Annotated in this window: 17 protein-coding genes; 13 read left to right on the top strand and 4 right to left on the bottom strand. The window is 60.2% G+C overall.

Going from position 1 to position 23,696, the window contains the following annotated elements; all coding sequences use genetic code 11:
* Nucleotides 1–34: 34 nt before the first annotated feature.
* Nucleotides 35–4,801, top strand: a complete 4,767-nt coding sequence (locus HU724_RS03505) for an RHS repeat domain-containing protein (protein ID WP_186567390.1) — start codon at nt 35–37, stop codon at nt 4,799–4,801.
* Nucleotides 4,802–4,827: 26 nt separating this feature from the next.
* Here the strand turns inward: HU724_RS03505 and queG are convergent, their stop codons facing one another.
* The gene (gene queG / locus HU724_RS03510; protein ID WP_186567388.1) at nt 4,828–5,901 is read right to left on the bottom strand and encodes a tRNA epoxyqueuosine(34) reductase QueG; all 1,074 of its coding nucleotides are present in this window, start codon (nt 5,899–5,901) and stop codon (nt 4,828–4,830) included.
* A 63-nt stretch (nt 5,902–5,964) separates the two neighbouring features.
* Between queG and HU724_RS03515 the strand changes: the two genes are divergently transcribed.
* From HU724_RS03515 to hflC, 9 genes are all read left to right on the top strand, one after another.
* A complete protein-coding gene (locus HU724_RS03515) occupies nt 5,965–7,464 on the top strand; it encodes an NAD(P)H-hydrate dehydratase (RefSeq protein ID WP_186567385.1) in 1,500 nt (499 codons plus the stop codon).
* The gene (gene tsaE, locus HU724_RS03520; RefSeq protein WP_130910048.1) at nt 7,452–7,922 is read left to right on the top strand and encodes a tRNA (adenosine(37)-N6)-threonylcarbamoyltransferase complex ATPase subunit type 1 TsaE; all 471 of its coding nucleotides are present in this window, start codon (nt 7,452–7,454) and stop codon (nt 7,920–7,922) included. Before HU724_RS03515 ends, tsaE begins: the two co-directional genes overlap by 13 nt.
* A gap of 51 nt (nt 7,923–7,973) precedes the next feature.
* Nucleotides 7,974–9,353, top strand: a complete 1,380-nt coding sequence (locus HU724_RS03525) for an N-acetylmuramoyl-L-alanine amidase (protein ID WP_437180354.1) — start codon at nt 7,974–7,976, stop codon at nt 9,351–9,353.
* Complete coding sequence (gene mutL, locus HU724_RS03530) at nt 9,350–11,257, top strand: DNA mismatch repair endonuclease MutL (RefSeq protein WP_186567382.1); 1,908 nt, start codon at nt 9,350–9,352, stop codon at nt 11,255–11,257. Before HU724_RS03525 ends, mutL begins: the two co-directional genes overlap by 4 nt.
* Nucleotides 11,257–12,228: a tRNA (adenosine(37)-N6)-dimethylallyltransferase MiaA gene (gene miaA / locus HU724_RS03535; RefSeq protein WP_122601477.1), complete on the top strand. Its 972-nt coding sequence runs from the start codon at nt 11,257–11,259 to the stop codon at nt 12,226–12,228. The genes mutL and miaA overlap by 1 nt, the downstream gene beginning before the upstream one ends.
* A gap of 96 nt (nt 12,229–12,324) precedes the next feature.
* Entirely contained in the window at nt 12,325–12,591 is a 267-nt protein-coding gene (hfq, locus tag HU724_RS03540) for an RNA chaperone Hfq (RefSeq protein ID WP_016771947.1), read from the top strand.
* Nucleotides 12,592–12,603: 12 nt separating this feature from the next.
* The gene (hflX, locus tag HU724_RS03545) at nt 12,604–13,905 is read left to right on the top strand and encodes a ribosome rescue GTPase HflX (RefSeq protein WP_016771946.1); all 1,302 of its coding nucleotides are present in this window, start codon (nt 12,604–12,606) and stop codon (nt 13,903–13,905) included.
* A 96-nt stretch (nt 13,906–14,001) separates the two neighbouring features.
* On the top strand, nt 14,002–15,168 hold the full coding sequence (gene hflK, locus HU724_RS03550; protein WP_076565403.1) for an FtsH protease activity modulator HflK: 1,167 nt from the start codon (nt 14,002–14,004) through the stop codon (nt 15,166–15,168).
* Nucleotides 15,168–16,037 carry a protease modulator HflC gene (hflC, locus tag HU724_RS03555; RefSeq protein ID WP_016771945.1) on the top strand — a complete coding sequence of 290 codons (870 nt, stop codon included), beginning with the start codon at nt 15,168–15,170 and terminating at the stop codon, nt 16,035–16,037. Before hflK ends, hflC begins: the two co-directional genes overlap by 1 nt.
* Before the next feature lie 17 nt (nt 16,038–16,054).
* On the opposite strand, the gene HU724_RS03560 is transcribed toward hflC, so the two are convergent.
* On the bottom strand, nt 16,055–16,261 hold the full coding sequence (locus tag HU724_RS03560) for a hypothetical protein (protein ID WP_186567380.1): 207 nt from the start codon (nt 16,259–16,261) through the stop codon (nt 16,055–16,057).
* Nucleotides 16,262–16,349: 88 nt separating this feature from the next.
* Here HU724_RS03560 and HU724_RS03565 point away from each other — a divergent pair, with 88 nt between their 5' ends.
* The 3 genes from HU724_RS03565 (at nt 16,350) to HU724_RS03575 (ending at nt 20,955) form a co-directional block, all read left to right on the top strand.
* Nucleotides 16,350–17,537: an ATP phosphoribosyltransferase regulatory subunit gene (locus HU724_RS03565; protein WP_016771944.1), complete on the top strand. Its 1,188-nt coding sequence runs from the start codon at nt 16,350–16,352 to the stop codon at nt 17,535–17,537.
* Between the two features lie 54 nt (nt 17,538–17,591).
* Nucleotides 17,592–18,881, top strand: a complete 1,290-nt coding sequence (locus tag HU724_RS03570; protein ID WP_016771943.1) for an adenylosuccinate synthase — start codon at nt 17,592–17,594, stop codon at nt 18,879–18,881.
* Nucleotides 18,882–19,020: 139 nt separating this feature from the next.
* Entirely contained in the window at nt 19,021–20,955 is a 1,935-nt protein-coding gene (locus HU724_RS03575) for a methyl-accepting chemotaxis protein (RefSeq protein WP_186567378.1), read from the top strand.
* Between the two features lie 90 nt (nt 20,956–21,045).
* On the opposite strand, the gene HU724_RS03580 is transcribed toward HU724_RS03575, so the two are convergent.
* Both HU724_RS03580 and HU724_RS03585 read right to left on the bottom strand, forming a co-directional pair.
* Nucleotides 21,046–22,611 carry an ABC transporter permease gene (locus HU724_RS03580; RefSeq protein ID WP_186567376.1) on the bottom strand — a complete coding sequence of 522 codons (1,566 nt, stop codon included), beginning with the start codon at nt 22,609–22,611 and terminating at the stop codon, nt 21,046–21,048.
* On the bottom strand, nt 22,611–23,621 hold the full coding sequence (locus HU724_RS03585) for an extracellular solute-binding protein (protein WP_016771941.1): 1,011 nt from the start codon (nt 23,619–23,621) through the stop codon (nt 22,611–22,613). Before HU724_RS03585 ends, HU724_RS03580 begins: the two co-directional genes overlap by 1 nt.
* Between the last annotated feature and the right edge of the window lie 75 nt (nt 23,622–23,696).

Genomic DNA, 23,696 nt, shown 5'->3' on the forward strand with positions numbered 1-23,696 from the left:
TTAATATCTATCTGGAAAAAGGAGCTTCTTTTCCATGGAAAGTAATTCATCCTCCGCTGTTCATTCAAACGCTTTCAACTTCGGTGAGTTTGTTTCCGGAGGCGTTGATCCCCGCACGGGTATGTACACCTGCGCCTTTTCGTTGGGAAAGCTGCACTCGGCGGATCTCAATGGTCCTGAACTTGCGTTTTCAGTGGCTTTCAATCCGCTCAACCAGGCAGATGTCGGTTTCGGCATTGGCTGGTCTTTGACCCTGACAAATTACGACTTGCACAGCAAAGTCATGACCTTGTCCAACGGTGAACGCTATAAGGCTGTCGAGACATCTGCCGGTCTGAAGTTCAATGAAATGAAACTGCAAACCGCGAAGGTATTGGTGACTGGTGCAGGGCGCTATGAAGTTCGATACAAGGATGGTCGGCGTGAGTTGCTCAAAGTTCTGGCTGGCAGTCATTTCGCCGTAGCAGAAAAAATAATTGCGGGGAACGGTGTCAGCGTTGCGCTGAAGCACGAGTTGTTCAACGGGTTTCCCAGGTTGGCCGAAATCAACGATACCAAGCGCTGCCTCTTGCGAGTCACACGCAAGGCAGGCGAGGCGATATTTACCCGGCATCCCGACACTGCTTCGAGTTCCAGTTACAAATTGATCCTGAAAAACGCTCGAGTAACGGCAATCGAGCTACCGGTCGGTAAAGGTTGGGACCTGGAATATGAAGTCATTCATGGGGCCAGCTATTTACACCGCGTCGTCAATCCATTGCGCGGCGTGGAAATCATTCGCTACAAGCGCCATGGTCACCGTTTCGTAAGTGGCATTGATCGAACACTGCCGTTTGTCATCGCTCACGATATTTACCCGGGGCGCCGCCAACCCAGGCTCTGCAAGACTTACGAGTACTCCGACCATAACTTTCTCGGCCAGGGGCTGTCGCCGGCCCGAAACAGCGACGGCGATCCTCTCTATCAGGCGCCCGGCTACTACGTATATACCTCGGATGAGAAGTGGGTGTTAAAGGGCAAGGTCCACACGCGCATCAAACGCACCTACAACAAGTTTCATCTCCTGATCGCAGAGACGACCACCTGTGGCGACGCGCAGATCGAAACTGCCACCGAATATCACTGCTCCGTCACCAAGCCGTTCAATGACCAGGTGGCTCAGTTCCGCATGCCGAAGGTGCATACGGTGACGTACCTTGATCGACGCACTCAGCAAAAGCGTGTGGAAACCACCGTTACCGAGTTTGATCAGGAAGGCAACTTGCTTAAGCAGGTTGAGCCAAGTGGGGTCACGACTTCGACGGAATTTTATCCGGCCAGTGGTGGAGATAATTGCCCGGAAGATCCGTTGGGTTTCTCCAGGTTCCCGAAAAAAAGGACGGTATCTGCTGCCGCGTCGGAGGGTACTTCGACTGTCACGTACTATGACTATGCGCTGCATACTGCGCTGGAAGGAGCGGAACTGGCCTCCGTGTTACCGGTCGAGGAGCGATTCTTCGAAGTTGTGGAAGGTGTTGAGGTATTGCGTTCGATAACCGCACGCAGTTATCTGAACTTGCCCAAGGACCCACTCAAACACGGGGCCACGAAAGAGCAAAGTGTCATCCTGAATGATAAAAAGACCGTTACTGAATTCTCCTATGAACTTGAGGATGACAGGCTGCGGGTCAAGTCGAGTACACGCGGATTTGACGGCGCATTGCAGACCAGTGAAAAAGTGCTTTCGACGCTTACCGGTTTACTGGTGTCGGAAACAGGTGTCGATGGCGAGCGCATCGAACATCAATATGACGCCATCGGCCGCGCACTGAGCAAAACGGTCGCTTCCGGCACCCCGTATGCGGCCGCTACCCAGTGGGCGTATCTGGCCGCCAGTGAGCAGCAGCCGGCGACGGTGGTGACCACGGATCCCGCCGGCGGCGAGCAAAGAGTGGCCTACGATGGCCTGGAGCGGGTGATCACCGTTCAGGAAAAGGATTGCGACCATCCCGACAAGGACGGGTTCATCCTGACTCGCGCGCTTTATTCTGCCCTGCATGATTCAGTCGGTCACAAGGTGGAAGTGATCCTGACCGATTGGCATGATGGCAAGCCTTGTCCGGTCAGTACCCGCTACGAATTCGATTCCTGGGGCCAGGTCAGCAAGACGCTGCATGCCGATGGGCGTATCGAACACAGCGAGGCGGATCCGGTTCTTCGCCAGCAAACCAACTGGCTCCAGGGGATGGGCAAGACACTTGCCCTCGTCAATGACTTCGGCAAGCCGCTGAGTGTCGAGAGCTTCAATCTGAAGAACAAGAGCCTCGGCAAAACCGTTTACACCTATGACGGTTACGGGCGCACAACCAGCCAGACAGATCCTGTCGGCAATATCACGCGATATGAGTACGACGTGTTTGACCGGCTGATCCGCAGTGTCCTGCCCGACGGCAGTGAGGTTGTGACCGACTACGCCGAGCATAGTGATGAAGGGCTGCCGGTGGCCATTCAGGTCGGTGACAAACTGTTGGGGCAGCAAACTTACGACGGTTTGGGCCGTTTGATCCAGAGCACCGTGGGCGGACGTCAGTCCGAGGCTGCTTATGAAGCGGGCTTCACTCAGCCACAGTGGTACAAGAGTGCTGATGGCAAAAAGACCGAATTCACTTATTTGCGGGAACTGGGCGGTTTGCTGACTGAGCGCAAGGCAGAGGACCTGGTCACAACCATGACCTATGACCCCGTCATTGGCAAACCCTTGACCTGTACCGAAAGCGGCAGGAGCCGCAGCTTTGCCTATCACCCTTCCGGGCGCCTGAAATCCGAAACGACGACCTTCGGCGCTGTCACGAAAGCAACGTCCAGTACCTGGTCCCTGCAGGGGCGACCGATCAGCCACGTTGATGTGCTCGGTACCGACAACAGATCTGAATACGATGAGTTCGGCCGCCTTCTATCCGCCTCGCAAGGCTTGCTGACAACCGAGTTCCACTACAACGCCCGGACGGGGATGCTGGAGTGGACGAAAACCGAAGACACCTCGATCAAGCGTCAGATGATTACCCGGTTCGCCTGTGACGATATCGGCCGTGAAACCCGGCGTACATTCGAGATTCAGGGTCAGCCTGACCAGACCCTCGAATCGACTTACACGCTGGCTGGCAAACTGGCGCAGAAAGTGTCCAGACGTGGCGCTCAACTCTTACGTGATGAACAGTTCACCTACGACGTGCGCGGGCGCTTGATTCAGTACGACTGCGCTGGCACCCAAAAGCCCCGTGACCCGTATGGCAAGGAAATTATCCAGCAGACGTTCACCTTCGATGCGCTGGACAACATTCTTACCGTGCAGACGAAGTTCCCGCTGGGCGTGAATCTGACCACCTTCAGTTATGACAATCCCGATCCGGTACAGCTCAGCGCAGTCAAACATTCCCATGTCGACTATCCACCGGCAGTGACGCTGGAATACGACGCCAACGGCAGGATGATCAAGGACGACCAGGCGCGAACGCTGGCCTATGACGCGTTCGGACGTCTCGAACAACTGTCCGGCGCAGGCGGTTCAGTCATTCGTGGCTACCATTACGACGGTTTCGACGATCTGGTTGAGCTGTCGCAACTCGACGAGGTTACTACGCAGCGTTACTACTACGCAGGCCGGGTCGCCAATGAGGTGAGTGGTGAAAACTCATCCAGTATCGTGCGTCACGGTGGCGCGCTTGTGGGGCAACAGCAACTCGGTTTGAACGCCGGCGCGCAACTGTTTGGCACCGATCAACAGCAAAGCGTGCTGGCAACACTGGGCAAGGAACAGCTCGCCGATTGCGCCTACAGCCCTTATGGGCATCGTTCTGCCGAAGGCGGATTGTTCAGCCTGGCGGGGTTCAACGGCGAGCAACTGGATCCGGTTACCGGGTTGTATCTGCTGGGCAATGGTTATAGGGCCTATAGCCCGACACTGATGCGTTTTCTTGCCCCTGATAGCATGAGTCCGTTCGGCGCGGGCGGAGTCAATGCCTACAGTTATTGCCTGGGCGACCCGGTCAATCGGGTTGACCCTACCGGGCATGTCTCCTGGCAATCGATCCTCGGCGTCGGTCTCAGTATTCTCGGGATTGTTGCCAGCGTGGTGACGATGGGCGCGGCGACTCCATGGGCAGTGGCGGCGTTGGGGCTGGCGGTTGCTTCAGGCTTGGCGGGTATTGCCAGCGAGGTGGTCAATGAGCTGTCACCGGGTTCTCAAACAGGCGAGATATTGGGCTGGATCAGTTTTGGTCTCGGGCTGGCTTCGCTCGGTGCAGGTATGGCAGCGGGTGCAAAAGCTGCTGTGAATGCTGGCAGGAAGATGGCTTCAGCGTTTAGCAAGGGGCTCAGTGGCAGGGGGGTGGGCAAAGCGGGAAAACACTTCAAGAAGGGCGGAAAAGGCGCCAAGGCTGATGCCAAAAAAGCCAACGCGCCAGTGGAAGAAGTGGCAGATCATCCTTGGCAATTAATCAGGCCCGATGCAGAAGACTACCTCTATCCCACCCACAAGACGATGGCCGACGAATTCTTCGGGCTCGTCGAAAGCGATATGTCCCCCCTCCAGGCAGCCAGGAGGTCCAGGATGTATTACGAGGAGTTCGGCCCAGCCGGTGATGGAAGAAAAGTAACGCATGTTTTTTTCGCGGCCTCGAAAGGACGTGGGGAGCGTATTTATCTTCTGGAGGACAGTAAACAGAGAGTTTGCAAAGTCCTGCAGGCGGGTGGCCATTGGTCCGACGGGGAGACCAACGCAATAATGAAATCGGCCAAAAATATTGTTACAACGCGCATATGAGCACTCTGAATACTTTGCTTGCCCTTTTATCGGTGTGAAAGTCTGGAGTGCTGTTCAAGCGCCCACTCCACATGTTCTTTAACCAACTCCGACGGATAATCCCGTCGCGCCTTCAACGCTTCCAGCACCGGAATCGTTGAAGGCGCATTGCCCAGGCCCACCGCCAGATTACGTAACCAGCGCTCATACCCGGCACGTCGCAACGGCGAGCCTTCGGTGCTGCTCAAGAACTTTTCCTCATCCCACATGAACAGCTCTGCCAATTCAGCATTGTCGAGGTTGTGCCGGGGCGTGAAATCACTTTCTCCGGTCGGTCGGGCGAAACGGTTCCACGGGCAAACGATCTGGCAGTCATCGCAGCCGAATACCCGATTGCCAATCAACGGTCGCAACTCTTCCGGGATCGCGGTTTTCAGTTCGATGGTCAGGTAGGAAATGCAGCGTCGGGCGTCCAGCACGTACGGGCCGACAAAAGCGTTGGTCGGGCAGATATCCAGACACGCGGTGCAGCGCCCGCAATGTTCGGTGCTGTGCGGCTCGTCCACCGGCAGCGGCAGATCGACGAATAGCTCGCTGAGGAAGAAATAACTGCCGGCCTTGCGATTCAGTACAAGGGTGTTTTTGCCGATCCAGCCCAGCCCGGCTTGCTCGGCGATGGCTTTTTCCAGCACTGGCGCACTGTCGACAAAGGCACGAAAACCGAACGGGCCGATCTCTGCCTGGATCCTGTCGGCCAATTGTTGAACACGTTTACGGATCAATTTGTGGTAATCGCGGCCCAAGGCATAACGCGACACGTAAGCTTTCTCCGGCTCAGCCAGGCGTTTGGCCATTTCGGTATCGCCCGGCAAGTAGTCCATGCGCAGGGAAACCACGCGCAACGTGCCCGGCACCAGCTCGTCGGGGTGCGAGCGTTTGCTGCCATGGGCGCCCATGTAGTCCATTTCGCCGTGATAGCCGGCGTCGAGCCAGCGTTGCAGATGCTGCTCGTGTTCGGCCAGGTCCAGACCGCTGATGCCGACTTGCTGGAAGCCCAGCTCGCGGCCCCAATCCTTGATCGATTGGGCGAGGGCGGGCAGGTCTGTGGTGATGGCGGACATGAGGCGAGAGAAACCGGAGCTGAGGTGCGTATAATTCTGCCAGACATCGGAGCCCGAAGACGCATGCCGCAGACGAAAGATGAATTACCCGACGCGCTGTACCGCGCCGCGCAGGTGCGCGAACTCGACGCGCGGCTGATCGCCGCCGGCACGCCGGGCTTCGAATTGATGCAGCGCGCCGCCCGCGCGACGTGGCGCGCACTGGTGCGCAAGTGGCCGGCAGCGAACGAACTGACGGTGCTCGCCGGGCACGGCAACAACGCCGGCGACGGTTATCTGGTGGCCGGGTTGGCGCTGCGGGCCGGTTGGACGGTGCGCGTTCTCGCCGTCGGCGATCCGCAACGTTTGCAGGGCGACGCCGCACTGGCCCATGCCGAATCGGTGGCTGCTGGTGTTGTGGTGCAAGGCTGGCAGGCGCAGAGCGAGCTGCGCGGTTTCGTCCTCGATGCCTTGCTCGGCACAGGCCTGAGCGGCGAAGTGCGTGAGCCCTATGCATCGGCGATCAAGGCGATCAACGCCTGCGGCTTGCCGGTAGCGGCGGTCGATATTCCGTCAGGGCTATGTGCCGATACCGGGCGTGAACTGGGCGTCGCGGTCCGCGCCGATCTAACGGTGACATTCATTGCTATGAAGATCGGGTTGTTGACCGGCGACGCGGCGGATCATATCGGCGAACTGGTGTTCAACGACTTGCAAGCCACCGACGAAATTTTCAGTGACATTCCCGTCTGCGCTCAGCGCCTGAGCGCCGCTAATCTCCCAGCACTTGCGCCGCGAGCGCCGACCTCGCACAAGGGGCGCTTTGGTCATGTGTTGCTGATCGGCGGCGATCACGGGTTCGGTGGAGCGATTCTGCTCAGCACGGAAATGGCCTTGCGCGGCGGCGCGGGCATGGTTTCGCTGGCGACTCGCCCAGAGCATGTGCCGGCGGCGCTGACTCGGGTGCCGGAGGCGATGGCGCTCGGCACCTCGTCAGCCAATCAACTGATGGGGCTGCTGGAAAAGGTTTCGGTATTGGTGGTCGGGCCGGGCCTCGGTCAGGCCAGTTGGGGCCGTGCCCTGTTGTCGGCTGCCGCCAATGCTGCATTGCCGCAAGTGTGGGACGCTGACGCGTTGAACCTGCTGGCCAGCGATTTTGTCCAGTTGCCCAAGGATTGCGTGATCACCCCGCATCCGGGTGAAGCGGCGCGCTTGCTTGGCATCAGTACCGCCGAAGTGCAGGCCGATCGCCCGGCCGCTGCTCTGGCGTTGAGCAAGAAGTATTCAGCGGTTGTGGTTCTGAAAGGTGCCGGCAGTCTGATCGCCCATCCAGACGGGCGTCTGGCCCTCTGTCATCAGGGCCATCCGGCGATGGCCACGGGCGGGCTCGGCGATGTGCTGGCCGGTCTGACCGGCGCCTTGCTGGCCCAAGGCATGGGCGCGATCGATGCGGCATGCCTGGCCGTCTGGCTGCACGCCAACGCCGGCATGCTACAAGGCAAATTCGGCCGTGGGCTGGCGGCCAGTGATCTGATTCCAGCCATTCGTCAGTTGTTGGAGGAGCAAGCACCGTGTCTGAAGTAACCCTGTACCTGGCCGATGAACAGGCGATGAGCGACTTTGGCGCACGAATCGCTCGCGTCACCCAGGGCCACGGCCTGATTTTTCTCGAAGGCAACCTGGGCATGGGCAAAACCACTCTGTCGCGGGGCATCATTCGCGGTTTGGGGCATGTTGGCGCGGTAAAAAGTCCGACCTTCACTTTGGTCGAGCCCTACGAGATCGGTGACATTCGTGCCTTCCACTTCGACCTGTATCGCCTGGTCGATCCCGAGGAGCTGGAGTTTCTCGGCATCCGTGACTACTTCGAAGACGATGCCCTGTGCCTGATCGAGTGGCCCGATAAAGGTGCAGGCTTTTTGCCAAAGCCCGACCTGACCATTACCATTGGCCCGCAAGACAGCGGGCGTTCGCTGAAAATTTTAGCCCAGGGCTCGCGTGGCGAGGCCTGGTGTGCCGCTTTGGCATTGGAATCCAATTAAATGATGGGGTTTGGTATGCGCTTTCGCGCGTTGGTGGCTGCCGCTGGACTGATGTTGATGGCAGTAACCGTCAACGCTGTGGCCGATTCAAAGGTCAACAGCGTGCGCCTGTGGCGGGCGCCGGACAACACGCGACTGGTCTTTGACCTCAGCGGCCCGGTGCAGCACAGCGTTTTCACCCTGACGGCCCCGGACCGGCTGGTGATCGACATCAACGGCGCCACCCTCGGCGCGCCGTTGAACGTGCAGACCGCGAACACGCCGATCACTGCGATGCGCTCGGCCCAGCGCACACCGACCGACCTGCGCGTGGTCATCGACCTGAAAAAAGCCGTCACTCCGAAAAGCTTCTCGCTGGCGCCGAACGCGCAATATGGCAACCGTCTGGTGGTCGATCTGTTCGACAACCCGGCCGATGCCGCGCCGCCGCCAGCCCCGACGCCATCGGTGGCAACCGTGCCGGCAGTGCCGGTGACCCCGACCGAACCGGCGATCAAGCTGCCGCCAGCCCCGGCCGGCAAACGCGACATTATCGTGGTTATCGACGCCGGCCACGGTGGCGAAGACCCGGGCGCGTCCGGCTCGCGCGGCCAGCGTGAAAAAGACGTGGTACTGCAGATCGCTCGCGAGCTGCAGCGTCAGGTCAACGGCATGAAAGGCTTCCGCGCCGAGCTGACCCGTACCGGCGACTACTTCATTCCATTGCGCGGGCGTACCGAAATCGCGCGCAAGAAGGGCGCCGACCTGTTCGTCTCGATCCACGCCGACGCCGCGCCGTCCGCAGCCGCGTTCGGTGCTTCGGTGTTCGCCCTCTCTGATCGTGGCGCTACGTCCGAGACCGCCCGTTGGCTGGCCGACAGTGAAAACCGTTCCGACCTGATCGGCGGTGCCGGCAACGTCAGTCTCGATGACAAGGACCGCATGCTCGCCGGGGTGTTGCTCGACCTGTCGATGACCGCGTCGCTGACCTCCAGCCTCAACGTCGGCCAGAAGGTCTTGACCAACATTGGCCGCGTTACGCCGCTGCACAAACAACGTGTAGAACAAGCCGGGTTCATGGTGCTGAAGTCGCCGGACATTCCGTCGATCCTGGTCGAAACCGGCTTCATCTCCAACGCCAACGAAGCGAACAAACTGTCCGCATCCAGCCACCAGCAAGCGTTGGCCCGTTCGATCAGCAGCGGCGTGCGCCAGTTCTTCCAGCAGAATCCGCCACCGGGCACCTACATCGCCTGGCTGCGTGATTCCGGCAAGATCGTCCAAGGCCCGCGTGACCACCGTGTCGGCCCGGGGGAAACCCTGGCGATGATCGGCGTGCGCTATCAGGTTTCGCCGGCCACCCTGCGCGCCGCCAACAACCTGAAAAGCGATGAGCTGAAAGTCGGTCAGCATCTGACCATTCCCGGCACCGAACTGGCGTCGAAAGAATGAACCACGTACTGAACACGGCGCGCATCGAGCTGCTCAGCCCACGGCTGGCGAACCAGATTGCCGCCGGTGAGGTGGTTGAGCGCCCGGCTTCGGTGATCAAGGAGCTGCTGGAAAACAGCCTCGACTCCGGCGCCAAGCGTATCGACGTCGATGTCGAGCAGGGCGGCGTCAAGCTGCTGCGCGTGCGCGATGACGGCAGCGGTATTTCCGCCGATGACCTGCCGCTGGCCCTGGCCCGTCACGCCACCAGCAAGATTCGCAACCTCGAAGATCTCGAGCAGGTGATGAGCCTGGGTTTCCGTGGCGAGGCGCTGGCGTCGATCAGCTCCGTGGCGCGTCTGACCCTGACCTCGCGCACCCGCGATGCCGATCAGGCCTGGCAGGTCGAGACCGAAGGCCGGGACATGGCGCCGCGCGTGCAGCCGGCGGCGCATCCGGTCGGCACTTCGGTGGAAGTCCGCGACCTGTTCTTCAACACCCCGGCCCGGCGCAAATTCCTCAAGACCGAAAAAACCGAGTTCGATCACCTGCAAGAAGTGATCAAGCGTCTGGCGCTGGCGCGCTTCGACGTGGCTTTTCATCTGCGCCACAACGGCAAGACCATCCTCAGCCTGCACGAGGCCCACGATGATGCAGCCCGCGCTCGGCGTGTGGCGGCGATCTGCGGTTCAGGTTTCCTTGAGCAGGCGCTGCCGATCGAGATCGAACGCAACGGCTTGCACCTGTGGGGCTGGGTCGGTTTGCCGACCTTCAACCGCAGTCAGGCGGACTTGCAGTATTTTTTCGTAAACGGCCGAGCAGTGCGCGACAAACTGGTGGCCCACGCCGTGCGCCAGGCTTATCGCGACGTGCTGTTCAATGGCCGGCACCCGACCTTCGCGCTGTTTTTCGAGGTCGATCCCGCAGCGGTAGACGTCAACGTGCACCCGACCAAACACGAAGTGCGTTTCCGTGACGGGCGCATGGTCCACGATTTCCTGTATGGCACGCTGCACCGTGCGCTGGGCGATGTGCGTCCGGAAGATCAACTGGCCGGTTCGGTCACCACGGCGATCGTTCGGCCGAGCGGGATCGAGGCGGGCGAATTCGGCCCACAAGGCGAGATGCGTCTGGCCGCCAATGCGCTGCTGGAGCAGCCGCAGGCGCAGCCGGTGTTCAATACTTCGTCCGGGGCCAGCGCTGGCGGCGCTTATCAGTATCAATACACGCCGCGTCCGCAATCGGCGCTGCCCGCTGCCGAGGCTCAAGCCGCTTACAAAGAGTTTTTCGCGCCGCTGCCTGAAGCCAATGCCAGCGCGCTGCCAACCGGTCAGGAAGATATCCCGCCGCTCGGCTATGCACTGGCGCAGCTCAAGGGCATCTATATTTTGTCCGAGAACGCCCATGGCCTGGTGCTGGTGGACATGCATGCCGCCCACGAGCGGATCATGTACGAGCGCCTGAAAATCGCCATGGCCAGCGAAGGTCTAAGTGGCCAGCCGTTGCTGGTGCCGGAGTCGCTGGCCGTGAGTCAGCGCGAGGCCGATTGTGCTGAAGAACACGCCGCTTGGTTTCAGCGCCTTGGTTTTGAATTGCAGCGCCTGGGGCCGGAAACCTTGGCGATCCGGCAGATTCCCGCATTGCTCAAGCAGGCCGAAGCCAATCGACTGGTCGGCGACGTGCTTTCGGATTTGATGGAGTACGGCACCAGCGACCGTATCCAGGCGCACCTCAACGAATTGCTCGGCACCATGGCCTGCCACGGCGCGATCCGCGCCAACCGGCGTCTGGCCCTGCCGGAAATGAACGGCCTGCTGCGTGATATGGAAAACACCGAACGCAGCGGTCAATGCAACCATGGCCGACCGACCTGGACCCAGCTGGGTCTGGACGATCTGGACAAACTGTTCCTGCGCGGTCGTTGATGAGCCAGCTTCCTCCAGCGATTTTCCTGATGGGCCCGACCGCTGCGGGCAAGACCGATCTGGCCATCGAGCTGACCAAAGTGCTGCCGTGCGAGTTGATCAGTGTCGATTCGGCGCTGGTCTACCGCGGCATGGACATCGGCACGGCCAAACCTTCGAAAGAACTGCTCGCCGAATATCCGCACCGGCTGATCGACATTCTCGATCCTGCTGAAGCGTATTCCGCTGCCGATTTTCGTCGCGACGCGTTGCAGGCCATGGCCGAGATCACTGGGCGAGGAAAGATCCCGCTGCTGGTCGGCGGCACCATGCTCTATTACAAGGCTTTGGTTGAAGGACTGGCGGACATGCCGGCGGCCGATCCTGAGGTCCGTGCGCAGATCGAGGAAGAAGCTGCACGCCTCGGCTGGCAAGCCCTGCACGATCAACTGGCGCAAATCGATCCGGTGTCGGCGGCGCGCATTCATCCCAATGATCCGCAGCGCTTGAGTCGGGCACTGGAAGTCTATCGAGTCAGCGGGCAGAGCATGACCGCCCTGCGCGAGCAACAATCTGCGCAAAGTACTGAAGCAGCCGCTTCGGGACGCCAACAATTGCCCTATACTGTCGCGAACCTGGCCATTGCTCCGGCGAATCGTCAGGTTCTGCACCAGCGAATTGAACAAAGATTCACAAATATGTTGGAACAGGGATTCATCGACGAGGTCGTAGCCCTGCGTAAAAGAAGTGACCTGCATTCCGGGTTGCCGTCTATACGTGCGGTAGGCTACCGCCAAGTCTGGGATTACCTGGACGGCAAGCTGACATTGGCCCAGATGCAGGAGCGGGGCATCATCGCCACGCGCCAATTGGCCAAACGCCAGTTTACCTGGCTGCGCAGCTGGGACGATTTGCACTGGCTGGACAGTCTTGATTGCGACAATCTGCCACGCGCCTTGAAATACCTTGGGACCATCTCCATATTGAGCTGAGTCCTTGCAATTGCCGTCTATCCTTGGGGGTGTGACGGCCGAAGCCATCTGAATTCACCTGTTTTTCATTATTGAATCCTTAAAGGAGTGCGGCACATGTCAAAAGGGCATTCGCTACAAGACCCTTACCTGAACACTTTACGTAAAGAGAAAGTCGGGGTTTCCATCTACCTGGTCAACGGTATCAAGCTGCAAGGGACGATCGAGTCGTTCGACCAGTTCGTGATCCTGCTGAAAAACACCGTAAGCCAGATGGTCTACAAACACGCTATCTCGACCGTCGTGCCGGTTCGTCCAATTCGTCTGCCTAGCGCAACCGAAAACGAACAGGGCGATGCCGATGCAGCGCCGGGTAACGCCTGATAGGAGTCTCCTTTGTTCTTTGAGCGCCACGGTGGTGGTGAACGAGTCATCCTCGTTCACTTGGATGGACAGGACCCTGAGGCGCGCGAAGATCCGCAGGAGTTTCAGGAGTTGGCAAATTCGGCTGGCGCCGAGACCGTCGCGTTTTTTAACGTGCCGCGTCATCGGCCAACCGCCAAATATCTGATCGGCAGCGGCAAGGTCGAAGAACTGCGCGACCTGGTTAAGGCTGAAGAAGCCGATCTGGTGATTTTCAATCACATCCTCACGCCCAGTCAGGAACGCAACCTCGAACGTGTTTTCGAGTGCCGCGTGATCGACCGTACCGGGCTGATTCTCGATATTTTCGCCCAACGCGCACGCACCCATGAGGGCAAGCTGCAGGTCGAACTGGCCCAGCTTGACCACATGAGCACGCGGCTGGTTCGCGGCTGGACTCACCTTGAACGTCAGGGTGGCGGTATCGGTATGCGCGGCCCGGGTGAAACCCAGCTGGAAACCGACCGCCGTCTGCTGCGGGTTCGCCTGCGTCAGATCAAGGGGCGGCTGGAGAAGGTGCGCAGTCAGCGCGAGCAGTCGCGCCGTGGCCGATCCCGTGCGGACATTCCTACCGTTTCGCTGGTGGGCTACACCAACGCGGGCAAATCGACACTCTTCAACAACGTGACGAAGTCCGAGGTGTACGCGGCCGATCAACTGTTCGCCACGCTCGACCCGACCCTGCGCCGGCTGGAGCTTGACGACCTCGGTCCGATCGTCCTCGCCGATACCGTGGGCTTCATTCGTCACCTGCCACACAAGCTGGTCGAGGCATTTCGGTCTACGCTCGAAGAGTCGAGCAATTCCGACCTGCTGCTGCACGTGATCGATGCGGCCGAACCGGATCGCATGTTGCAGATCGAGCAGGTGATGGTGGTGCTGGGCGAGATTGGTGCCCAGGACTTGCCGATCCTCGAGGTCTATAACAAACTCGATTTGCTCGAAGGCGTCGAGCCGCAGATCCAGCGCGATGCCGATGGCAAGCCGCAACGGGTCTGGCTCTCGGCGCGGGATGGCAGCGGTCTGGAATTGCTTGAACAGGCCATCGCCGAGTTGCTCGGCAGTGATCTGTTCGTCGGTACCTTGCGCTTGCCGCAACGATTCGCTCGGCTGCGTGCGCAGTTCTTCGAACTCGGTGCGGTGCAGAAAGAAGAATACGATGAAGAAGGTGTCAGCCTGCTGGCCGTTCGTTTGCCCCGGATCGAGCTTAATCGATTGGTAAGCCGCGAAGGATTGCAGCCGATGGAATTCATCGAGCAACACACTTTGCAATAAAAGCCTGACAAAGCGGTTGTGCCGCAACGGCAGGCATTCTGTAGCATTGGTCGGCGCGCCGTGGGTGCGTCTTTGCTTTATCAGATGGAGAGCGCTATGGCTTGGAATGAGCCGGGTGGCAACTCGAATAATCAGGATCCCTGGGGTGGCAAGCGCCGCAATAACGGCGACCGCAAGGGGCCACCGGATCTCGACGAGGCCTTCCGAAAGCTGCAGGAAAGCCTGAACGGGTTGTTCGGTGGTGGTAAGAAACGCGGTGATGACGGCGGCGGGTCGGGGCGCAGCAGTGGCGGCTTCGGCGGTCTGCTCGGCATCGGCCTGGTCGTGCTGGCGGCTGTCTGGCTGTACAGCGCGGTCTACGTGGTGGACGAGCAGGAGCAAGCCGTGGTGCTGCGCTTCGGCAAGTACTACGAGACTGTCGGCCCGGGTCTGAACATCTACTTCCCGCCGATCGACAAGAAGTACATGGAGAACGTGACGCGCGAGCGTGCGTATTCCAAGCAGGGCCAGATGCTGACTGAAGACGAGAACATCGTCGAAGTGCCGCTGACCGTGCAGTACAAGATCAGCAACCTGCAGGACTTCGTGCTGAACGTCGATCAGCCGGAAATCAGCCTGCAACACGCGACTGAAAGTGCACTGCGTCACGTGGTCGGTTCCACCGCCATGGACCAGGTGCTGACCGAAGGTCGTGAATTGATGGCCAGCGAAATCAAGGAGCGTCTGCAACGTTTCCTCGATACCTATCGCACCGGTATCACCGTCACCCAGGTCAACGTACAGAGCGCAGCGGCACCGCGTGAAGTACAGGAAGCCTTCGATGACGTGATCCGCGCCCGTGAAGACGAGCAGCGTTCGCGCAACCAGGCCGAAACCTACGCCAACGGCGTTGTGCCGGAAGCCCGTGGTCAGGCCCAGCGCATCATCGAAGATGCCAACGGTTATCGCGACGAGACTATCTCGCGCGCCAAGGGTGAGGCCGATCGCTTTACCAAACTGGTCGCCGAGTATCGCAAGGCACCTGAAGTCACCCGCGAGCGTCTGTACCTGGACACCATGCAGGAAGTCTTCAGCAACACCAGCAAGGTCCTCGTGACCGGCAACAAGAACGGCCAGAGCAATCTGCTCTACCTGCCGCTGGACAAGATGATCCAGAACAGTTCGGGTAATGCACCGGTGACCGGTTCGGCCGCCAGCAACAACACGGACGTCACGCCACATGTCACTGACGTGCCGCAGACGCGTACAAGGGAGACCCGCTGATGAGCAATAAATCGCTGATCGCCCTGATCGTTGGCGTCGTTGTGGTACTGGTCGGCTGGAATTGCTTCTACATCGTCGCTCAGACCGAGCGCGCGGTGCTGCTGCAATTCGGTCGCGTGGTTCAGGCCGATGTCCAGCCGGGTCTGCATGTGAAAGTGCCTTACGTCAACCAGGTGCGCAAATTCGACGCGCGTCTGCTGACGCTGGATGCACCGACGCAACGCTTCCTGACCCTGGAAAAGAAAGCCGTGATGGTCGATGCCTACGCCAAATGGCGGGTGAAAGATGCCGAGCGCTTCTACACCGCGACTTCAGGTCTGAAGCAGATCGCCGACGAGCGTTTGTCCCGTCGTCTCGAATCGGGCCTGCGTGACCAGTTCGGCAAGCGCACCCTGCACGAAGTGGTGTCGGGTGAACGTGATGCGCTGATGGCTGACATCACTGCGTCGCTGAACAAGATGGCGGAAAAAGAGCTGGGTATCGAAGTGGTCGATGTCCGGGTCAAGGCCATCGATCTGCCGAAGGAAGTGAACCGCAGCGTGTTCGAACGCATGAGCACCGAGCGTGAGCGTGAAGCTCGCGAGCACCGCGCCAAGGGTAACGAGCTGGCCGAAGGCATCCGTGCCGACGCCGATCGTCAACGCCGCGTGCTGCTGGCCGAAGCCTATCGTGAATCCGAAGAGGTTCGCGGTGACGGTGACGCCCAGGCTGCTGCGATCTACTCCAAGGCCTACGGTCAGGATCAGGAGTTCTACGGTTTCTATCGTAGCCTGCGTGCCTACCGTGAAAGCTTCGCGAACAAATCCGACGTCTTGGTCCTCGACCCAAGCAGCGACTTCTTCCGTTATCTGGAAAAAGCCAAACCTTGACACGACGTTGACCTGAATCAGCCCGCCCGGCGGCTAAAACCTCGGGCGGGGTGATCCTTTCGGAAAACGTGTGTATGATGCGGCAGCCGGGAAATTCCCGGCTTTTTTGCGTCTGCACGTTTGATTGCTGTTTTTGTTGCAGACATCGGGTTTGAATAGCCCGAGCGTTTTTCGAGGAAAGTGATGGGCGAAGCCGCCAGCCGGCCTTTCGCTGCGTCGTTCATGCGCGTGCGTTTTGAACGCCCCGATCATTTTCTGCTTCACTCAAGGCTCGCCTAGTGCTGGCCGCCCGGATCAAAGGGGAATGGCGTAATGGCAACGGTAGACCGCTGGCTGCTGCCAGATGGCATCGAAGAAGTACTGCCACCGGAGGCGGCGCGCATTGAAGTCGCGCGTCGTCAGGTGTTGGATCTGTTCCAGAGCTGGGGTTACGAGTTCGTCGTGACTCCCCATATCGAGTACCTGGAATCCCTGCTGACCGGCGCGGGCCAGGACCTGGATCTGCGTACCTTCAAGGTCATCGACCCGCAATCGGGCCGGCAGATGGGTTTCCGTGCCGACATCACGCCGCAAGTGGCGCGCATCGATGCGCACACCCTGCGTCGCGAAGGCCCCAGCCGTCTGTGCTACGCCGGCAGCGTCCTGCATGCCCAGCCGCGTGCATTGTCGTCCTCGCGCAGCCCGATCCAGCTGGGCGCCGAGCTGTACGGCGACGCCAGCCCGAGCAGCGATGTCGAAGTCATCAGTCTGATGCTGGCCATGCTGCAACTGGCCGATGTGCCGGACGTGCACATGGACCTCGGCCATGTCGGCATCTACCGTGGTCTGGCGCGTGCCGCCGGTCTGTCCGGTGAAGTCGAGCAGCAGTTGTTCGATGCCCTGCAGCGCAAGGCCATCGATGAAGTGATTACCCTGACCGAAGGCCTGCCGGCCGATCTGTCGGGCATGCTGCGCGCACTGGTTGATCTGTGTGGCGGCCGTGAAGTGTTGAGCGCTGCCCGCGAGCGTCTGGCCAATGCGCCGGCGCCGGTGCTGGCGGCGCTGGAAGATCTGCTGGCGATCGCCGAACGTCTTTCCGTGCGCTTCCCTCAGCTGCCGCTGTATTTCGACCTGGGCGAGTTGCGCGGCTACCACTACCACACCGGTGTGGTGTTCGCGGTGTTCGTGCCGGGCGTTGGCCAGTCCATCGCTCAGGGCGGTCGTTACGATGACATCGGTGCCGACTTCGGTCGCGCCCGTCCGGCGACTGGTTTCTCTACCGATTTGAAAACCCTGGTGACCCTGGGGCGTGCTGAGATCGAGCTACCGTCTGGCGGTATCTGGATGCCTGACAGTACGGATGCGGCACTCTGGCAGCAGGTTTGCCAGTTGCGCAGTGAGGGTCAGCGTGTCGTTCAGGCCTTGCCTGGACAACCTTTGGCCGCCGCCCGTGATGCGGACTGCGACCGGCAATTGATTCAGCAGAACGGGCTTTGGCAAGTATCGCCATTGGCTTCTTGAGTTTTCCTGCCGGCCATCGCCGGCACCAAGTTTGCGCGAATGAGGACAAGTGTTATGGGTAAGAATGTCGTAGTCCTGGGCACCCAGTGGGGTGATGAGGGCAAAGGCAAGATCGTTGATCTGCTGACCGAACATGCTGCCGCCGTAGTGCGCTACCAGGGTGGCCACAACGCGGGTCACACGCTGGTGATCGACGGCGAGAAAACCGTCTTGCACCTGATTCCTTCGGGCGTGCTGCGCGAAGGCGTGCAATGCCTGATCGGCAACGGCGTGGTGGTTGCACCTGACGCCCTGCTGCGCGAGATCACCAAGCTGGAAGAGAAAGGCGTACCAGTGCGCGAGCGCCTGCGTATCAGCCCGTCCTGCCCGCTGATCCTGTCCTTCCACGTCGCGCTGGACCAGGCCCGTGAAAAGGCCCGTGGCGAGCTGAAGATCGGTACCACCGGTCGCGGCATCGGCCCGGCTTACGAAGACAAGGTTGCCCGTCGTGGCCTGCGTGTCGGCGACCTGCTGAACATGCCGCGCTTCGAAGACAAGCTGCGTGAACTGGTGGATTACCACAACTTCATGCTGGTCGGTTACTACAAAGAACCAGCCATCGAATTCGAAAAGACCCTGGCCGAGTGCAAGGAATACGCTGAGCTGCTCAAGCCGCTGATGCTCGACGTGACTGCCGAGCTGCACGATCTGCGTCGTGCCGGCAAGGACATCATGTTCGAAGGCGCGCAAGGTTCGTTGCTCGACATCGACCACGGCACCTACCCGTACGTGACCAGCTCCAACACCACCGCTGGTGGCGTGGCGACCGGTTCGGGCGTGGGTCCGATGTTCCTCGACTACATCCTGGGCATCACCAAGGCCTACACCACGCGCGTCGGTTCCGGTCCGTTCCCGACCGAGCTGTTTGACGAAGTCGGTGCGCACCTGGCCAAGCAGGGTCACGAGTTCGGCGCTACCACCGGCCGTGCCCGTCGTTGCGGCTGGTTCGACGCCGTCATCCTGCGTCGCGCTATCGATGTGAACAGCATCTCGGGCATCTGCCTGACCAAGCTGGACGTACTCGACGGTCTGGAAACCATCAACATCTGCGTCGGCTACAAAGACGCGCAGGGCAATGCCGTTGCGCCGACCGATGCTGACAGCTACGTAGGCCTGCAGCCGGTGTACGAAGAAGTACCGGGCTGGAGCGAATCGACCGTGGGCGCCAAGACCCTGGAAGAGCTGCCGGCCAATGCTCGTGCCTACATCAAACGCGTTGAAGAGTTGATCGGCGCGCCGATCGACATTATTTCGACGGGCCCGGACCGCAACGAAACCATCGTTCTGCGTCATCCGTTTGCTTGATAAGTCGTTGATGTAAAAAACAAAGGCCCCTTAATCGGGGCCTTTGTCGTTTATGCCTGTTGGACGGCATGACCTTTGCTGTGAATCTGTCTACAAGAGTGCCATCAAATTAATGGCGTCAGAAGTAGAGGGATTTAAAGTGTCAGCCGTTCTCTCACTGTTACAAAGCCGTTTGTTGCGGCCGGTGTTCGTTACCCTTGGTATCGCCCTTTTGGTGCAGGTGTTGGTGGCGGTTGCCCTGACGCGGAGCACGGTGACCGCGCTGGAAGCCGATCTGGCCGTGCGCCTGGGTGCCGACAGCCAGAAACTCTCCGGTGAGCTGGAGCAGGCCGGGCGTGAAGTCACTTCAAGTCTTGATGCGTTATCGGCCAGCACTCGTCAGCGCCTCACGGCTGGCCTGTCGGCGCGCCTCAAAGAAGAGCAGGCGCAACTGCGAACGACGCTGGAAAAGGACCTGAAGGATTCGGCCAACGACATGGCGCAGTTGCTTGCATCCGTAGCGCCGCGTGCCATGTGGGACAGCGACGTGCCGACGCTCTCGGAGTTCGCCCGCCGCGCCCAGCGCAATCCCAACGTGTTGTTCGTGGTGTATGACGACGCCACCGGCCAGCATCTGACCCGTTATCTCAACCGTGAAAACCCGATCAACAAGGCCTTGCTGGAAAAAGGTCAGGGCGAGCGTGCGCTGGATAAAGTGCTGGATGCGGCGAAAAACGATCCTTCGGTTTACTACCTCGAAGCCTCGATCAATCCCAACGGCGTGGAAATCGGCAAAGTGCTGATGGGCGTGTCCACGGCCTCGGTGGAAAGCGATCTGGCCGAGCTCGACAAGCGCTTCCTGGCGCTGATTGCCAGCAGCGATCAATTGGTCGGCGACAGCCTCAAAGGCGCAGCCGCGGACAGCGCCAAGGCAATGCAGGCGCGTCTGCAATCGGCGCAGGGCACCGCTGGCGAAATGAAAGCCAACACCGCGCAAACCGTTCAAGAGGCGGCCGCAACATTGCGCTGGCGCATCGGTGTCGGTCTGGCGCTGGTCGGTTGCGGCGTGCTGCTGTTGCTGGCCGTGGTGCTCGGTCATCGCGTGGTCAATCGCCTGAAAATGCTCAATGCGGCAATGGACGATCTGGCAGCAGGCGAGGGCGACCTGACCAAGCGTGTGCAGATCAACAGCAAGGATGAAATCGGCGACATGGCCTCAGCGGTCAATCGCTTTGTGGATAAATTGCAGCCGATCGTGCGCGAGGCGGGCGATGTCGCGCAGCGCACTGGCGTGGAAATCGGCGCGATGACTTTGCGCAACGCTGGCGCCGATGCCGCTGCCGGAATGCAGCGCGATGAAGTGGCGGAAAGCCTGCGCGCGCTGTCGCAAATGGCGGACGAGGCGCAGTCGGAAAGTCAGGCGATGCAGGCGGCGCTGAAGCAGGTTGTCGATATTCGTCAGGCCACCGATGAGAACACCCGGACTTCGGCGAAGGTTGGCAGCCTGATCGAAGCGCTGGCCGGGCAGGTCGATACCGGGGCGAAAGTCATTGAGCGACTGGCGCAGCAGAGCGAGCAGATCGAAGTGGTATTGACGGTAATCCACGGAATCGCCGAACAGACCAACCTGCTGGCATTGAACGCTGCGATCGAGGCGGCGCGGGCCGGTGAGACTGGGCGTGGATTCGCTGTGGTCGCGGATGAAGTGCGCGCCCTGGCGAGCAAAACGCAGAGCTCCACCGGCGATATTCAAGCGCACATCGTCGCTCTGCAACAGGGCGCACGTGAGGCAGTCGAGGCGATTGGTCAGGCCGGACGACAGGCCAGCGAAGGTTTGCTGGTCTTGCGCGACAGTGCGCGCTTGCAGCAATCGGTGCAGGCTTCGGTCGAGCAGGTGCATGCGGCGATCGGTCTGGCGACGCAAGCAGCAGCGCATCAGGCGCAGGGTGCACAGGCAGTGCGTGGGCGGGTCGAGACGATTCATGCCCAAGCCGAGAAAGCGGCGCAAGCGGTAGTGGAGACCACGGCCAGTGGCAAGGTGCTGGATGGTCTGGCGGCGCAGTTGAAGGCTAGCCTGGGACAGTTCCGCGCTTAGTGTTATCAGGGCTGGCCTCTTCGCGAGCAGGCGCGCTCCCACAGGGAAACTCAATCCATTGTGGGAGCGAGCCTGCTCGCGAAAGCGGTATCAGCGGCTCAGATACATCCGCGTCGTCAGCAGATAAACCGGCAACCCCGAGACCACAATCAACAACGCCGCATAAGGCGCCGCCGCCGCAAACTCGACATTCGCCGTGTGCGCCCAGACTTCGGTCGCCAATGTATTGAGTCCAGTAGGGCTGAGCAGCAACGTTGCCGTCAATTCCTTCATCGCATCAAGAAACACCAGCGCAAACGCTGCGCCCAGTGCCGGGAAAATGATCGGCAAGGTCACCCGGCAAAACGCCGTGAACGACGATGCGCCTAATGTCCGCGCCGCTTCTTCCAGCTGCGGTGCAGCCTTGTTCAGCGCGGTACGGATCGGCGCCTGCGCCAATGGCAGGAACAGCAGCGCGTAGGCGATCAGCAGCAAGCCTGACGTCTGATACAGCACCGGCACGTAATGCAGGGCGAAATACACCAGCGTCAACGCAATCACCAGGCCCGGCAGCGCGTGCAGCAGATAAGGCAGGCGTTCGGCCCAGATTGCCAATCTGCCTTTATAGCGCACCACCAGCAGTCCGACCGGTACTGCCAATACCAGGCACAGCGCCGCGCCGCCCAATGACAATGCCAGCGATGACAACAGCGCCTCGGTGATCGCTGCTACCGGGAACGCCGCCGACGAACCGACCGCCAGCCAGTAGGCCAACATCCCCAGCGGAACGCCGCTGCCGATAATCGCCAGCAACAGGCAATACAACTGACCTGCCGCCGCCCATGGCCCAAGCTTCACTTGCTCAGCCTGTCGCGCCGCGCCCTGGCCGGTGCGCACATGCCGGCCCTTGCCACGCACCCGCAGTTCCAGCCACAACAGCAGCAGACACAGCGCCAGCAACACCGCCGAAAGCATCGCAGCATTGGCGTTGCTGAATTCCAGTTCGAATTGCTGGTAGATCGCCGTGGTAAAGGTTTGCAGGCCAATGATCGACAGCGCGCCGAATTCCACCAGCATGTGCAGGGCAATCAGCAGCGAACCGGCCAGCAGCGATGGCCACAGCAGCGGCAGGGTGACGCGGAAAAACACGCCCCAGCGATTCTGTCCCAGCGTGCGGGCGGATTCTTCCAGGGAGGGATCGAGATTGCGCAGGGTGGCGGCAACCGGCAGAAAGATCAGCGGATACTTCGACAGGCTCATCACCAGAATCGCCCCGCCGAGGCCTTCGAATTGCGCGCTGAGCGAGACCCAGGTGAAGCTGCTGACAAACGCCGGCACCGCAAACGGCAGGCACAGGATCACGCCCCACAGGCGTCGACCCGGCAGGTTGCTGCGTTCCAGCAGCCACGCCAGCGACAGACCGATCACTGCGCAGGTGACCGTCACGCCGACCATCAATGCCAAGGTGTTGCGCAGCAGGCCAAACACATACGGGCGCCACAGCAGGTGCAGCGCCTCGGCCCATCCGGCTTGCCAGGCTTTCAGTCCGACATAGGCCAGTGGCAGCAGGCTCATGACCACCAGCAGCAATACCGGCAGCACCAGCCAGATTGACGGTCTTTTACGTCGTGGCACGTAACCCCCGCGCGCGGCGGGGGCCGATAACGATGCTGCCATCAGTTCAGGCCAACTTCGCGTTCCAGCTCCAGCGCTTCTTCAGCATTGCCCAGATCCGCCGGAGTGACGTTCGGCGCTTCCAGTTCGCTGAACGGCTTGAGGCCGCGATCCGATTCCATGCCTTTGTGCAGCGGGTATTCGGCGGTGGTCTGAGTGATCACGCGCTGACCTTCTTCGCTGGCCATGAAGGCGAGGAATTGCTGGGCTTCTTTTGGATGTTTGCTGGATTTCAGCACGGCAGCACTGGACACGGTGATCAAGCCGCCAGCGTCGCCGCCGGTGAAATAATGCAGCTTGGAGTCGAGCTTGCCTTTCTCGCGTTGCAGGGCGAACCAGTAGTAGTTGTTCACCAGTACGGTAGCGACTTCGCCGTTTTCCACAGCTTTGAGTGCGACCATGTTGTTGCTGTAGGTCTTGCCGAACGCGCGCAGACCGGTCAGCCATTCTTCGGCAGCGTCACGACCGTGCAGTTTGATGATTGCTACGGCCTGCTCCTGGAAGGCGCCACTGGTCGGAACGAAGCCGACCTTGCCTTGCCACTGCGGCTCGGAGAATTCCATCACCGATTTCGGCAGGTCTTTTTCATCGATCAGTTTCGGATTGAACGCGACCACGCGCACGCGCGCGGTAACGCCAATCCAGGTACCGTTTGCTGCTACATATTTTTCCGGCAGAACCGCCAGTGTCGCGTCATCGGCCTTGGCCAGCAGGCCCTGTTCACCAAGGTTATTCAGCGGTGGCGACTCTTCGGTGTAGATCACATCGGCGGGCGAGCGGTCGCCTTCTTCGATGATCTGGCTCGCGAGCTGGTTGCTGCTGCCTTTGCGCACGTTGACGTGGATGCCGGTCTTGGCTTCGAAAGCCTTGGCAATCGCGTCGCCGACTTCCTTGTGCTGGCCGTTGTAGAGAGTCAGGGAGACCGCATCGGCAGCCTGGGTGAGGGGAGTGGCGAGCGCCAGGCCGAGGAGGGTGAAGGTCAGGCCTCGGCGCAGGGTATTTCGAAACGTCATTCGCAGGGTTCCTCACTGTCGCATTGCAAAAACTTGCAACAATGATAAACGATATTGTTTCTCAAGTGCGCCTTG

It is taken from the genome of Pseudomonas iranensis, assembly GCF_014268585.2.
GTDB lineage: Bacteria > Pseudomonadota > Gammaproteobacteria > Pseudomonadales > Pseudomonadaceae > Aquipseudomonas > Aquipseudomonas iranensis.